Raw genomic sequence first — 15,552 nt, forward strand, 5'->3', positions numbered from 1 at the left:
ATAAAAAAGAAGTGTTGTACATTAGCTACAACACTTCTTAAATAATCTCTATTCAAACTCAGCCGACGTTTGTTCTTTTATCAACTGTTCTACTTCATCGTAATACTCATTGTATAACTCCATTGTATCTGGAATAGGTTTGTTATCAATGATCGCAGCAATTTTTTGCATACAAATTAACCAATCCGTCACGTCTTTCGGACTATGCTCTTCATCAATATGATGAATCCATTGAGTATAATTCAGTTGCGTCGTTAAGTCGTCATTGCTAACAAGGTCAAAGGTTACAATGTTTCCTTCTCCCCATTCAAATGACAAGTGAGACGGCACTTCAACATCATAAACCATCATATCAATATGCATATCTTTAGAATCAAATACAAGCTTTCCGCCTGACTTTAATGATTCAAATTGTAGTTCTGGAAACCATTGTTGAACATACTCATTCGAGGTCAAAACTTCCCAGACTTTTTCAATCGGTGCATCCAAATCACCTTGCAAGACAATATCTGTACCGTGATTGTGATTCAAATCATCGAGTTCAGAATGATGATGGTGGTCGTGATGTTCATGGTCGTGTGAATGATTATGATCATGGTGATGATGTTCTTCTTCATGAATGTCCATAACTGTCCTCTTTTCTCGTCTTACTTTTTAAATTTTGGTTTATAGATTTGACGACGGTCTAAAGCGAATATTTGTGGAGTGAATTCGCCAGGCTCAGTCTTATCTAAAACATCCGTAATCATATTAATTTTAGCATCCATATCATCAATATAATGAATTAATTCTGCTTCTAATAATTGTGGTAAAACTGGACTACCAAACTCCATCTTTCCATGGTGCGCTAGTACAACATGTTTCAATAACAGAATAGACTCATTCTCTGAATCAATTCCGATATCAGCACATGCCCTGTCAATCATTTCTGAGATGATAACAATATGTCCCATCATCTTACCTTTAAGGGTATACTCTGTAGAGATAGCTCCACTTAATTCAACAGTCTTACCAATATCATGAAGAATGATTCCTCCGATCAGTAAGCTTGGGTTAATTTGTGGATAGATTGATAATAGATTTCGAGCGATTTTAACCATAGATAAAGTATGATAACTTAACCCACCCGCAACAGCATGATGTAATCTCTTAGCTGCTGGATGAACAAAGAAATCTTCTTGTGTTTGGTGAAGTATTTTTCTGACTACTCGTGCAATGTTAGCTTCTGTAATTAATAATAGCGCATCATCTAATTCTGCTTCTAAGTCCTCGCGCTTTACATTAATCTTCTCAACATATAATGTTGGATCGTCTGGCTCTCCTGCTTCTGCAAGTCGCATAGAATCAATCTTCACTTGTGGTGTTCCTTGGTATGTATCACGTTTTCCGCGCAAGAACACAACTTTACCAGTTTGATATAAGTTAATTTCTTCATCTGTAGCTGACCAAAACATACCATCCATAGACCCCGAACGATCTTGGAATCTGAATGCTATAAACGGCTTTCCATTACGTGCTGTACGAAGATCCGCTGCTTTAATTAAGACAAAAATCCCGAATTCTTCTCCGTTTTTAATTTCGAATAATTGTGCCACAATATACCTCCTTGTATATATACAAATAATTATAGTTCCTTAAACAGATATACATAATAATCACACTCTTATTCTATCATATTATCTTCATAAAAAAATATCCGAGCTTTTAAATAATAATGATTTCATTATTATCTACTGGCTCAGATATCGCATCATACTTCATTATATTAATCAGTAACTGATTCTTTTGTTGATTCCATTGCTTCATCTAAAGCTTCTTTGTACTCATTCGTATCCTCTTCAGGTAAATCAATCGAATTAATGTCTTCAAGGTTAATAATATATTTTGGATGGAATGTATCATTAGCTTGTTGATCAAATGTAAAGAATAAAATTTGAATATCATCACTAATATCTTGAAGCACTTTATACATGCTTGTTTTTCGGAACTCATCAAAATTCACAAAAGCATCATCAATAATAATCGGCATCTTGATCATTGTCTGTGCACTGATAACAAAAGCTAATCTTAAGGCAACATACAATTGTTCTAAAGTACCTTGTGATAATTCATGCGGTGAGAACAACACATCACTGAACTGCTTCACTTTGATATCTTTTTTATTCATCTTGATTTGTGTGTAACGGCTAAAACTTAGGATATTAAATATTCGGTCCGCAATAGTATTCATTTCACTTACTGGGTTATCCAATCCCTTACGCAATGTTTGGTTAATCATATCCATTGCTAGACGTTTTGTTCCCCATTCACGAATCACTTCTAATATTTCAGTCTTTTTATTCTCAAGTTGTTGAGTTAATTCTTGATGTGTGCCATCTTGTTCAAGGTGTCTAATTTCAACAATTAAGTTCGCACGCTCACGAATATATGGATCCAACTTCCCTTTAAGAATCGCATGTTCGCGTTCTGATTCATTGAATGATTCATTCAGACTCTGCTTACTTTCAATCATCGCTAATTCATTTTCAAAACCAATTATTTGTTCTTTATAAATTTCTTTCTTGCTTGTTAAGTCCTCTATCTCTTGATTGATAGAGACACGTTGCTCGAATTCTAAGCGATTTGTAACATCTGTTTCGTTATAAATTGCTTGGATTTCAACTTGTTTCGCATCGATTCGTTCTTTATTCTTCGTTATACGATTTGATGATTCAACCAAACGCTCTTTCAAGCTGTTACCACGTTGTTGTGATTGAACGAGTGATGCTTCTACTTCTTCAACATGACGTATTAGAACGCGTGTTGATAAATCATTAGCAGGGAACCTTTCTAACAATGGTTCAATTGAGTCTTTCCAATCTTCAATCTGAGAATTTAATTTTGCTAACTCAGTTTCATAAGCTTCGCGTTTTTCAATTTCCATAAAGTACTGTTTAACTGGATTAGTTTTTAATATCCATTCAGGGTCAGCCGTTGGATAAAATCCAATGTCTGTCAACCAGTGATTTTGCTCTTTAATAATTTCAGCTCTCAGATCTTCTTTTTCATTAATCATGTCTTCTTTTTCGTTAATTTCAGTACCTAGTTCACGACTTTGCTCGCTCACTTGTTTCTCTTCATCTTTTAAATAATTTGCCTTATCTAACACTGGGCTATTATTAAAATCATTCATTAAGTTTCGATGTTTTACGAACACAAATGATACCGAAGCTAACCCAACGATAGTCATAATGACACCTAACCAAAAAATAATATTCGCCATACTCGCATTATTTACTAGATTGAAAAATACGATAATAATCCCCACAATCAGCAGAGTTAAGCCGATAAAGTACTCAGATAGACGGGTATTCTGAATTAATATCTCTTCTTCATTCACCCGTTGGCTTTCAATCTTCGCCACATTTTGGCGAAGATTCGCACTTTTGTTTTGAAGATTCTTTCTTTGCTCTAACAACATTTTGCGTTGGATACGAATTGTTTCGATTTCAGAATTCATATCGATTAATTTCGTTTGAATTAGTAGCCCTTTTTCAACTTTCACTTCATATGCCTGGCTGTTTTCAATCTTCTCTGGATAAAATTGTCCTTTATGAGCTAATTGCGCCATCGCTTCATTTGTTTCATGAATACGTTGATTCATTTGCTCAAACTTAGTTTGGATTTCTTTAATCTGTTCTGTATTTGCCAACCATTTTTTCCGGTCTTGTTCGTGATTATTCGCCCAGTTATACCGAGTCAATTGTGCTAAATCATTTTGGATATGCGCAATACGTTCTGTTAAAGTTGTCATCTCTTCTTCTAAGTTCTGAATTGATTCAACATTATCTTTAATTGTTTTCGGTGCGTTCTCAGGAATTGATGTGAATACTAGTCCTTGTAAAGCTTTCTCTGTCGCCTTTAATTTTAAGTAAGCGTCATACCGTGAGATAAGTTTATCTTTTTCACGGATATCTTGCTCTACTTGATTTAATTGCTGATTGGTTTCTTTGATTGCAACATCAATCTTATCTCGACGTCTTGCTAAATCATTATAGCGGCCCATATTGCGCTTGGCTTCATTCGCTTGCTCAGACAGATTATCGAAATCATTTAACAAACGGTTTAATTCTGGCTTAACACCTTTTTGCTTATATAATTCATTCGTTTGCTTCTCTAAATCTTTAGATATACTTAAAAACTTATCGCTTCCAAGTGTTCCAATGCTTAGGAAGTAATCGTTTAATTGATCTGCACCGACATTAGACAACGCTTGAAGATTAGCTAAATTAAACGCATAAAAGTTATCGAATAAATTCTCATCCAGTCCACCTAATATTTCATTCAGTTTAGAAATATCGAGTTCTTCACCTGTATCATTATACAGTTTCAAGTGTTTATCCGTACGTTCAATCCATACGTCCCCATTATTTGTTTCAGTTAATAGAATACGTCCCCCGTAAATATCACTGTTCTTAGGTTCATAACGATTCGCCTGATTCACTCGTTTACGGCGGCTAGGAAAACCAAATAAAATTGATCGGATAAATGACTGCAAAGTTGATTTCCCTGATTCGTTACGTCCGTAAAACAATTGAATATCATCGTTTATATCAAACTTTTGATTCACCCAACGCCCATATCCGTATATATCTAATGTTTTAATCCTCATCAGGCTCAACCTCCATCTCAGTATCTAACCCAATCATTTGAGCGATTAATTGGCGAGCCGAATGTATCATATCTTTTCTAATTTCCTCATTATGTTCAAGATTAAAATGTCGTTTCACTAGAGGATGACTATATAAGTCAGATACAACAGCCTTAAAACGATCCCCTTCATCTAATTCTTCAATAACTTTATCAAAACTTTCTTCTAAGCTTTTATCAAAATCAAAGACATCTAAAGACACATTCAACTTCGGAGTCATGCGGTGAATCATTACAAAAGGACTCTCGTCATAGTCATGATTTAATACGTGGAAGAATTCACCTTCTTGTACTTGTTCAAGGAGATGAGCATCAAGTCTTTGAGCTTGAGTTAATTCAACATGCACGAAATAAGTTTGTTGATTTGCATGTGCTTCATCTTTAAAGTTTTCAATAATTTGTTTTAAATGCTCTATGACATCCGATGCTTGCCAATCAGACTGACATTCTATTTTTGCACTTTCCCAGACTATAGAAGCAAGTGAATAAAACGTGTTCGTCGATTTTTGGCCCTTCTCTAATTCAATGATATAACAACCCTTATCTCCAGATTCATTAATATGACGCCCTTGAATTGTACCAGCATACTGTATTAAAGGTTCCTGATTCAATACTTCAGCTTTATGTATATGACCTAGTGCCCAATAATCATAGTTTTTAGATAATAACTCTTCTAAACTAAAAGGAGCATAATTTCCTGATTCAGATTCAATTCCTTCTAATGCACCGTGTAGTAATCCAATGCTAAACATTTCTGCATTATGATTAACAGGATATTCTTTAATGACACGTTCCTGAACCCACTTAGTTGTATAGCTAAAACCATGTATCTGTACAACACGACCGTCTTCTAGTCTGAAATCAAAGCTAGATACTTGACGTGAGTCTAATGCATGAACGTTTTGTGGATAAACCATTCGTGCTTTATCCGATCTTAAATAATCATGATTTCCATGTATTAACACAACAGGAATATCTACTTTATCTAAACGCTCCATTTGATTCATAAAAAAATGTTGAGCGACAATTGATTGTCGCTCACTGTTATAAATATCACCAGAAATAAGCATTACATCGACGTCTTCATTGATTGCAATACTGACACATCGTTCAAACGCTTTAAAGGGAGCATGAATCAATTCTTTTTGTAACTTTGGTGAATCATTACCAATCCCGACAAAGGGACTATCTAGATGTAAATCACTAACATGTAATAACTTCAACTTACTTGCTCCTTTCATTTAATCATTTTTATATAAGAGAGAAAATTTACGTAAAGGAAAAACCAGCCAAAAGCATCGAGCGTCTCGAAAACTTCCAGCTGGCAATAAAGTTCAGCAAATAATTACTGGCTCATGTTTTGGTATACTTCATTTAATGGCGTAGTAATAATTTGGTTGATATCGTTAATCGTTTGGCTTACTTGTTGTTCACTAGCCATTAAACGATTAATATGTTCATCTTCTTGAACTTTAACAGACATTGCTTGAATGTTTGCAATCTCTTCTTCTGTTGGTGCTTCACCTTGCATTTGTTTCTGTTGTAATTGCTGAGAAATCGCACGGAATTCACTAAATAATGCACGACTTTCCTCGTTCGCTTCAATTGCTTCAACTGATTCTTTTAAATCAATATATGCTGGCAATGTTCTTAAGTCACGCTCTAATTGATTCGCTGTATCGTAAATGTTATTGTTTTCTGTCATAATCTCTCTCCTTCTTAACTTCTAACCTAATCTTAGCAAAATTAAGCTCTTTTTACTACCAGAAACGGTTATATATTCTAATTTAATTAAAAGTATGACTTAATCACTTTCAAAACCGTTTTGTCACAGCTTAATCAAATAGATTAATTAATCCAACCTGATACTTCATCAACAATATTTGATCCAATTCTTCCCATCTGATCGATAAGATTACTTCCATGTTCTGTGATAAACTCACCTGCATCATCTAAGAAGTAAGCAGCTTGTTCTTGCCAATTGTTAGCAGTTTCAACAATATTCGTTGTTTCTTGCGTTTGAGATGCATAAGTTACATTGAAAGGTGTCTGCGGTGATTGATTCATTAAAGCAGTAGTCTGTAGATTGAACAAAGCACCCATACCCGTAGGCATTATTTCATCCAGAGATACATCGCCAATCTCATCTAACCCTGACCAAGATGCAATCACAAAGTCTGGAGTATACCCAACCATCCATCTGTCACGAGTATCCATATTCCCCTCACCAACTTCAGTACTTCCTGTTTTACCCGCTAACATACCATAGTCAGGCCCTGATCCATAACCAGTACCGTATCCTCCATATGTATCTAACATCATGCTTGTCATATCAGCAGCGACATTCGATGTCATAACCATATGTTTAGCAGGTTTTTCATTGTTATAAACGACACGTCCGGATGCATCTTCAATTCGACGAATAAAGTTACTGTCATATCTAATACCTTCATTAGCAAAAGCAGAATAAGCATTGGCTAGTTGTAATGGTGTTACTCCTTGACTAAATGCTCCTAAAGCCATGGTCAATTGTTGATCTTCTTGAGGAACATTAATTCCAAACTGTCTTAATTTTCTAACTGCCTCATTAATACCTATTTCATTCATAAGGTGTACAGCCGTTGTATTTTTACTTTGAGCTAAAGCATAATACAATTCGGTCTCTCCACCTGGTTCTGTGTAATGATTGTAGTTTTCTGGTGCATAATTATTAGTTCCATATCCTTGTACGACATCTGGAACAATAGAGTGCATATTATATCCGTTCTCTAATGCCGGTACATACACTGCCATTGGTTTGATTGTAGACCCTGGTGAGCGGTACATATCTGTCGCTCGATTAAAACCACGGTAAACATAATCTCCACGACCTCCATACACTGCCATAATCCCACCTGTCGTGGGATCAATGACAACACTTGCACTTTGAACTAACGGTTCACCCGTTCCGTCATCTGGGAATATCCATGTATTCTCATATGAACTATCAATGGCATTTTGATACGCCGGATTTAAGTTTGTATAAATTTTATAACCCTTAGACAGCAAATCATCCTCCGGAATATTAGTGAGTGCTACTGCCTCATTGATTACACCATCGAAGTAGTACGGATAAGTATAACTATCTTCTACAAAATAATTATCATAGAGATAAATCCCTTCAGCCATTATCCCATCAGCATCTTCTTGAGATATAACACCATCATCAGCCATTAATTGAGCTATGACATTACGGCGATCAATAGCCGCTTCATAATCATCAATAGGATTAAATATCGATGGCCCCTTGAGTGTACCTGTTAAAACCATACTTTCATTATAGTTTAATTGGGAAGCAGAGTGTCCAAAGTATTTCTGAGACGCATCTTCTATCCCCCATACACCGTTACCATAATATGAATTATTCAAATACATCTCCATTATTTGATCTTTCGTGTAGTGTTTTTCAACTTCTATAGAAAGAAATAATTCTTTAATTTTCCGCTGAAAAGTTTGATCAAGTGTTAAGAAGGCATTCTTAACTAGTTGTTGGGTGATAGTACTCCCCCCACCTCCACTCGTATCTTGATTCATTAATAAACGGACAAACGCACGGCCAATACCAATCGTATCAAACCCATTATGCTCATAGAACCGTTTATCCTCTACAGCTACGAGCGTTTCACGCATCTGCGGGGATATTTGTTCTAATGGCACGTATGAACCTTTTTGGGCCATCAGTGTCCCTGCGCTTGTATCATCATAAGCATAAATAGTTGTTTGCGACATGAGTCCTTCCTGCAACGTTGCGACACTTGTCGTTTTCGCTATTAAAACGGAATAACTTGATAGTAGTAAGGCAAACGTTAAGCCTAGAAAGATTAACCACTTCCAACCACGATAATACTGCCACACTGATTTTACTTTGTCCCATGTCATATTATTTTTGGGAGTTCGGTTTATTTTCTGATTTCTATTTTCTTCCATAGTTTGCCTCCTTTCATTTTTTATTGTTGTAAATAATATAGTACATTCTACATAGTTTGTTATCAGCCCTTAGGCTGATAGCTTTATCTATTATATAGATAAAATTAACCAACACAAGTTGTATCACACTAATTTAACTTAAGCTCATTATAAGCAATAATTGTGAAAAATAAATGAAATATTAGCTATATTAATAGGTAATGTTTCAAAAGATGATAGCTGAATACGGTATACATCACACTTGTTTTGTCCGGGCCATGGTAATATGCGATTCACTTTCGCTTTTACACAAGAATAGTGTCTTGATTTACGTGTATGCAAAAGAAACTGTTGGAGAGTGAATAAGGTGTAAAACCTTATTCACTCTCCAACAGTTTCTATTTATAAATTTATTCAGTTATCAATTCGTTGTATAGATTAATATACTCTTTCGCTGGACCTTCCCAACTGAAATCACGACTCATCGCTTGTTGAACTAACTTTTCCCAAGCTTGTTTATCATTACGGTATACATTCAACGCTATATTAATAACTTCCATCATTGTATTAGCATTAAATGGTGCGAAGCTAAACCCTGTTCCTTCACCTGTATATTGATTATATGGTTCAACAGTATCAACCAGTCCACCTGTTTCATGAACAATTGGTAATGTTCCATATCTCATTGCCATCATTTGAGATAAACCACATGGCTCAAAGGCACTTGGCATTAGAAACATATCACTACTAGCATAGATAAGTTGAGCTAATTCGATATCGAACATAATACAAGAACGCATCTTGTCTCGATATGCATCTTCAAAATATCTAAACGAATGTTCAAATTGTTCTTCTCCTGTACCAAGTAACACAACTTGAACGTCTTGTTGTAAAAGATCATTTAATTTTTCTTCAATTAACTGGAACCCTTTTTGATCAGTTAGGCGACTAACCATCCCAATAATTGGTACATCCGGATTCTCAGGCAAGCCTAAACGTCTTTGCAGTTCGCGCTTATTATCTACTTTCCCTTTCATATCATCAATCGAGAAATGATGAGGAATGAGTGGATCAGTTTCCGGATTATTTGAATCATAATCAATTCCGTTAATAATGCCACGCAACTTCCATCTATTGTGACGAATCACTTCATCAAGTCCTTCGCCAAATTCTGCTGTTGTAATCTCATCAGCATAAGTAGGACTCACTGTTGTGACACGGTCAGAGAAATTAATTCCACCTTTTAAATAATTCACTAATTCATTCCATTTAACTCCATCATCAGTAAATGTATTGAAGCTCGTTCCAAAGACATTCGTTAATATACTAGGCTCGTATATTCCTTGGAAGCGAATATTATGAATAGTAATAACTTTACGGATTGATTTCAATGCATCCTTCCAATGGTATCTATCCACCAACATTACTGGAATCATAGCTGTTTGCCAATCATTACAGTGAACAATATCTGGAATAAAGTCAACAACTTCCATCATCTCAATTATTGCTGTTGAGAAATATGCAAATCGTTCTCCATCATCCCATTCTCCGTAAAGATCAGGACGATCAAAATTACTTAAGTTATCAATAAAATAATACATCACATTATCATGTGATAAAGTTTTTATACCACAATAAACATTTTTATTCCCTAATTGAAAACGGAAATGTGAATGTTCTTTTAGTTGACTCTTATATTTTTCTGGCATCTTAGTATAGTTTGGTAAAACGACTCTAATATCAACACCTTGTTTGACTAATTCTTTAGGTAGTGCAGCGGCAACATCTCCAAGTCCTCCAGACTTAAAAAACGGTGCTGCTTCGGCTGAAGCAAATAAAACCTTCATTTTTCCCCTCCTAGTCAGCATAAATGTGCGAGTTTTTTCCGATTACTTTTATATCGTCAGGTGATCCGATAATTTTGGCACCTGCTTCTACCGTTGTATTCTTATCAAGAATTGCATACTCGATTTGCGCACCTTCACCGACTTTAGTTCCTTGTAAAAGAATACTGTTCATAACAATAGCGTCTTTTTCAACAACAACACGACGGTTTAAAACCGAGCGTTTGACTGTTCCTGAGATAAACGTATCACTTCCGACAAATGATTCTCTTACTTCAGATTCAGGTGAATAATAAGTAGGCGAACCGTGTTTCGTTTTTGTTAAGATTGGAATACTTGTTTGGAATAATGAAGCGAATGTCGGGAAACTCAATAACTCCATGTTCGCTTTATAATATTTATCAATTGTGTCAATATTTGATGCGTATCCTGTATATTCAAAACTATTCAACGAACAAGTAGTTGAATAATGTTGTAACAATTCATTTAGTTCTAGATAAACTCCTTCTTCTGTAGCTTTGTCTATAATACTAAGCATTTTATCAACACCTAATAAATACATATTTAAACTTAGATTTACTTTTCCATCTTCTGAAGGTGTAACATAATCTGTGAATTTTTCGATGTCATCACCGTCAAAGACGATACCATGAGCTAGTAATTCTTGATCAGAAATTTGATTTTTATCAAAGTGTTTATAAACAACTGTCACGTCTTTTCCGCTTTGAATATGTTGTTTTCTCACTGCTATTATATCTAGATTAGCAATAATTTTACTTCCTGCTACAAAAACATACTCAGATTTTGATCTTTCTAAGAATAAACGATGGTTATAGTAAAAATCTTCATTTTCATGCGCATTTGGATTATTGCGCTTCCAATCTTGATGAGAAAAAGTAAATATACCTCCAGCTACTTCAGATTGTAAATCCCATGCACCTCCAGATCGAACGTGATCATAAATCGATCGACCTGATTCACCAATAAATAAACCGACAGAGTTAATCTCAGCATGAGCTAAGTCTGAAAGCATAAAATCAATAATACGATAACGTCCTGCGAATGGTAGTGCCGCGATTGGACGGTTATTTGTTAGTGGTTTTAGTTCCGTTGCATCCTCAGTTAAATTTATAATTGCACAAATATTATTCTTCACCATCATTTTTTGGGCCTCCTACCTTATCGAAAAATCCAACAACTGCTATTTGATCTCTAGTCCCTACAACTTTAGCTCCGTCTGCAATAACTGCACCTTCACCAATAATTGCATAATCTATAACACAATTCTCACCAATGACTGCATTCGACATAATAACTGAGTTGGTTACAACTGCATTTTTTGACACTGTCACATCTTGTGAAATAATCGAGTCTTTGACTTTCCCAGCAATATAACTTCCATCTACAATCAATGCGTTAGATATTTCAGCATCTTCGGTCAAGAACTGTGCACCCGTTACCGGGTTAGAAGTATAAACTTTCCACGTATTACGCGTTTGATTTAATGGATGCTCTGGGTTTAAGTATTCCATATTAGCTTGCCAAAGACTTTCAATAGTCCCAACGTCTTTCCAATAACCCTCAAATGAATAAGCAAAAGTATTTTCGCCATTATCTAAGTACGATGGAATAACATCATGCCCAAAGTCTTCTAATAAACGATCTTTAGCTGAGTCATTCACTAAATACCTGCGTAATGTTGGCCAGTCAAAGATATAGATACCCATAGATGCTAAATTGCTCTTTGGTTCTGCTGGTTTTTCTTCGAATTCAATAATACGTTGGCTATGATCCGTATTCATAATTCCGAACCTTGATGCTTCATCCATGTCTACTGGAATTACCCCTACAGTTAGACTAGCGTTATTTTCTACGTGGAAATCAAACATTTCACTATAATCCATCTTATAGATATGGTCACCTGATAAGACAAGTACATTTTGAGGATTTAATGAATCTATGTAACTAATGTTTTGATAAATAGCATTAGCAGTACCTTTAAACCATTTTTCTCCATCTGAACTAGAGTAAGGTTGAAGAATAGTTGCTCCACCATTACGGCTATTTAAGCCCCACGGTGCTCCTTTACCTATATGCTCGTTCAATTCTAAAGGTTGGTACTGCGTTACGACTCCAACATTTTTAACTCCTGAGTTAGCACAATTACTTAAAGCAAAATCAATAATACGATACTTACCTCCAAAAGGTACGGCTGGTTTAGCAATGTCCTTTGTAAGAACTCCTAATCGAGTTCCTTGCCCACCAGCTAAAATCATTGCTATCATTTCATGTTTCATTATACAGTTAGAATATTGTTGAACGTCGGCGAAACGGTTTAACTAAGTTAACCAATATTCTATCTCCTTTCCTATTTCTTTACGCCTAAAATACGTTTGGGACGGATGTACATTACAGATGTAGCAGGAACAATTGTCTTAATTGAATAAGGTTGCTCATTTTCTTTTATTTTCTCAGCTTTTAGATCTGGTATTGCGTCTAGCCATTCACCGCCAAATTCTTTCATTTCAGAATTTAATAAAACTTCGTATGTACCATTGAATGGCACGCCAATTCGTACATCATTTCTTTGGACAGGAACAAAATTGCAGACGATAACTAAGAAATCTTCTATATCTTTACCATGTCTGATAAAGGTCAGAACCCCTTCTTCAACATTATCGGCATCTAAAATAGTAATTCCATCAGCTGAATGATCTAATTGATGTAGCGGTTTCTCATTAATTCCAAGATGATTTAGAGTACTCATATAGTGTTGATATTCACTGTTAAATTCTCTTTCCAAATCATTCCATTCTAATTCATCATAATAACGCCACTCTAAGTATTGACCTATTTCATTCCCCATAAAATGTAATAGTTTACCAGGTTGCGCCATCATATAACCATGGATTAAACGTAGTGTTGCAAATTGATTGTATCGATCACCTTGTATCTTACCAAGCATCGAATTTTTTCCATGGACTACTTCGTCATGTGAGTATGGTAGTATATAATTTTCTTTCAATTGATACATAAAAACAAATGTAATTAATGTTAAGTTTTTCGGACGATATAAGGGATCCATCTCAAAGAACTTCAATGTATCGTTCATCCAGCCCATATTCCATTTATAATCGAAGCCAAGACCACCTTCGTCAACGCTCCTAGTAATACCTTCCCAGTTTGTACTTTCCTCTGCCATCATTAATGCTTTCGGACATTCTTCATGTACAACTGAATTTAATTTCCTCAGAAAATCTACGCCTTCTAGCTTATGATTCGTTCCCTTTTCATTAGGCGCCCATGGCCCTTCATCAAAGTCAAGATAAAGCATATTTGATACAGCATCAACACGAATTCCATCTATATGAAACTCTTTTAACCAGAATAACGCATTAGAGATTAGAAAACTTTGAACTTGTGGCTTCCCTAAATCAAAATTCAATGTACCCCAACCTACATTATTGGCTTTATTCAAATCTTGATATTCATAAGTTGGTGTTCCATCAAAGTAAGCTAAACCATTTGAATTACGTGAATAATGTCCTGGCACCCAGTCTACAAGAACTCCGATATCTTCTTGATGCGCCATATCTATAAATTCTTTTAATTCATCAATGGTTCCATAGCGTCCACATACAGCAAAATATCCAGTAATTTGATAACCCCAGGAAGCATCTAATGGATGATCCATGAGTGGCATAAATTCAATATGCGTATACCCCATCTTTTTTACATAAGGTATTAAAGTTTGTGCAAGTTCTTTAAAACTATAGTTACGTCCATCTGAATGTTGTCGCCATGAACTAAAATGTACTTCATAAATTTGTAAAGGTTGTTCAAATAAATTTTTATTTCGTTGTTTTTTAAACCAACGTGAATCATTCCATTGGTAATCGGGCAAATCCCATACAATCGAGGCATCTTTTGGTGCTACCTCATGTCTAAATGCATATGGATCCATCTTATATTCGATATGACCCATCCCATTATCAATACCATACTTATAATGTTGACCTTTTAGATCTTTATTAAAATAAATCGTCCAAATGCCACCATCGATAAATTCTAATTCTCTCAAGTCCCAGTTGGTAAAATCTCCTTGTATGAAGACTTTACTTGCATTTGGTGCCCAAACATTGAATCGATATCCAACATTTTCACCATCAACTACACGTTGACTCCCTAAAAATCTATAAGCTTGTCGATGAGTCCCTTGATTGAAGTAATAAATATCTTTTTCAAAACTCGAAGTATTAGCAAGTTCGTTGTTCATTAACTCCCCTCCTCTTTAGCAGCTACTCTTGCTCTGCTATCATTGTAACACGAAAGCGTTTTATAACGAACCATTCTTTCTTCTCCCGTAACAATATTTTGTAAAAATATAAAAATAATAGCTTTTCTATTTTCATTATAACCTATATCCCATTTTTTTTTAATATATTTTAGAAATATTTACATTTTCTTAACAATTATATTTATTTTTACATAAAAAAAACCAAGAAGAATAAATTCTTCTTGGTTTTATTCGAGCGGTGAAATTAATAAAATTAATCGAAGGCTCCCTTCACAGCGGAGTGCTTACTATACTCGTCTTCCCGACGTGGAAATTAATCCATAGTATATCACCTTGCAATCTATCAGATTGCTTTTCGACTCATCGCATAATACCATTATATAGCATTATCATTTTTTATCAAACTATTTTTGATTCTTTTAAATTATTTTTTGATTAGAAGAATGTTTTTGAAAATTAATCTTGCTCATTTTATTGATCTTAATTCAACATTTCACTACTTAAATCCTCACATATTTTCATGAATTTTATTTATCATCTGACATTTGCTACCAATAAATTTGTAATCCTACTTCTATATTATCTCATAAATAAGCCTTACAAAACAATTTACTATGAATTTTTATTCATTTTGAGTTAAAATGCATTTTATTAGAATTTAATTAAAAAAAGGGGTTGATTTTTAATTTACTATCATATAAGATATATTCACCAACAAAAAGGAGGCAAAGTTACTATGAATAAAACAATTATAACCACACAGTTTCAAAACTCACT

At 34.8% G+C, this 15,552-nt stretch carries 10 protein-coding genes; all 10 read right to left on the reverse strand.

Annotation, left to right across the window (positions count from 1 at the left end; genetic code table 11):
* Window positions 1-48: 48 nt before the first annotated feature.
* The gene (locus HYQ40_03240) at window positions 49-627 is read right to left on the reverse strand and encodes an SRPBCC domain-containing protein (protein MBZ6526776.1); all 579 of its coding nucleotides are present in this window, start codon (window positions 625-627) and stop codon (window positions 49-51) included.
* Between the two features lie 20 nt (window positions 628-647).
* Window positions 648-1,595: an HD domain-containing protein gene (locus HYQ40_03245; GenBank protein ID MBZ6526777.1), complete on the reverse strand. Its 948-nt coding sequence runs from the start codon at window positions 1,593-1,595 to the stop codon at window positions 648-650.
* 170 nt (window positions 1,596-1,765) lie between these two features.
* Window positions 1,766-4,651 (reverse strand): AAA family ATPase, encoded by a 2,886-nt coding sequence (locus HYQ40_03250; protein ID MBZ6526778.1) that lies wholly within the window; start codon window positions 4,649-4,651, stop codon window positions 1,766-1,768.
* On the reverse strand, window positions 4,641-5,912 hold the full coding sequence (locus HYQ40_03255; GenBank protein MBZ6526779.1) for a DNA repair exonuclease: 1,272 nt from the start codon (window positions 5,910-5,912) through the stop codon (window positions 4,641-4,643). Before HYQ40_03255 ends, HYQ40_03250 begins: the two co-directional genes overlap by 11 nt.
* A 122-nt stretch (window positions 5,913-6,034) precedes the next feature.
* Entirely contained in the window at window positions 6,035-6,394 is a 360-nt protein-coding gene (locus tag HYQ40_03260; protein MBZ6526780.1) for a YlbF family regulator, read from the reverse strand.
* 143 nt (window positions 6,395-6,537) lie between these two features.
* Window positions 6,538-8,607, reverse strand: coding sequence for a PBP1A family penicillin-binding protein (locus HYQ40_03265; GenBank protein MBZ6526781.1), 2,070 nt, complete (start codon window positions 8,605-8,607; stop codon window positions 6,538-6,540).
* Window positions 8,608-9,044: 437 nt separating this feature from the next.
* Window positions 9,045-10,481, reverse strand: a complete 1,437-nt coding sequence (glgA, locus tag HYQ40_03270) for a glycogen synthase GlgA (protein ID MBZ6526782.1) — start codon at window positions 10,479-10,481, stop codon at window positions 9,045-9,047.
* Between the two features lie 10 nt (window positions 10,482-10,491).
* Window positions 10,492-11,637 carry a glucose-1-phosphate adenylyltransferase subunit GlgD gene (gene glgD / locus HYQ40_03275; GenBank protein ID MBZ6526783.1) on the reverse strand — a complete coding sequence of 382 codons (1,146 nt, stop codon included), beginning with the start codon at window positions 11,635-11,637 and terminating at the stop codon, window positions 10,492-10,494.
* Window positions 11,624-12,775: a glucose-1-phosphate adenylyltransferase gene (locus HYQ40_03280; protein MBZ6526784.1), complete on the reverse strand. Its 1,152-nt coding sequence runs from the start codon at window positions 12,773-12,775 to the stop codon at window positions 11,624-11,626. The genes glgD and HYQ40_03280 overlap by 14 nt, the downstream gene beginning before the upstream one ends.
* 71 nt (window positions 12,776-12,846) lie before the next feature.
* Window positions 12,847-14,754 carry a 1,4-alpha-glucan branching protein GlgB gene (glgB, locus tag HYQ40_03285; protein ID MBZ6526785.1) on the reverse strand — a complete coding sequence of 636 codons (1,908 nt, stop codon included), beginning with the start codon at window positions 14,752-14,754 and terminating at the stop codon, window positions 12,847-12,849.
* Window positions 14,755-15,552: the final 798 nt, after the last annotated feature.

The organism is Aerococcaceae bacterium DSM 111021, from assembly GCA_020112395.1.
Taxonomy (GTDB): Bacteria; Bacillota; Bacilli; order Lactobacillales; family Aerococcaceae; genus Ruoffia.

Bases quoted from the DNA above. Each gene is read 5' to 3' on its own strand.
- glgA (MBZ6526782.1), bottom strand. From the start codon at position 10,481: ATGAAGGTTTTATTTGCTTCAGCCGAAGCAGCACCGTTTTTTAAGTCT.
- HYQ40_03280 (MBZ6526784.1), bottom strand. From the start codon at position 12,775: ATGAAACATGAAATGATAGCAATGATTTTAGCTGGTGGGCAAGGAACT.
- HYQ40_03250 (MBZ6526778.1), bottom strand. From the start codon at position 4,651: ATGAGGATTAAAACATTAGATATATACGGATATGGGCGTTGGGTGAAT.
- HYQ40_03240 (MBZ6526776.1), bottom strand. From the start codon at position 627: ATGGACATTCATGAAGAAGAACATCATCACCATGATCATAATCATTCA.
- HYQ40_03265 (MBZ6526781.1), bottom strand. From the start codon at position 8,607: ATGACATGGGACAAAGTAAAATCAGTGTGGCAGTATTATCGTGGTTGG.
- glgD (MBZ6526783.1), bottom strand. From the start codon at position 11,637: ATGGTGAAGAATAATATTTGTGCAATTATAAATTTAACTGAGGATGCA.
- glgB (MBZ6526785.1), bottom strand. From the start codon at position 14,754: ATGAACAACGAACTTGCTAATACTTCGAGTTTTGAAAAAGATATTTAT.
- HYQ40_03260 (MBZ6526780.1), bottom strand. From the start codon at position 6,394: ATGACAGAAAACAATAACATTTACGATACAGCGAATCAATTAGAGCGT.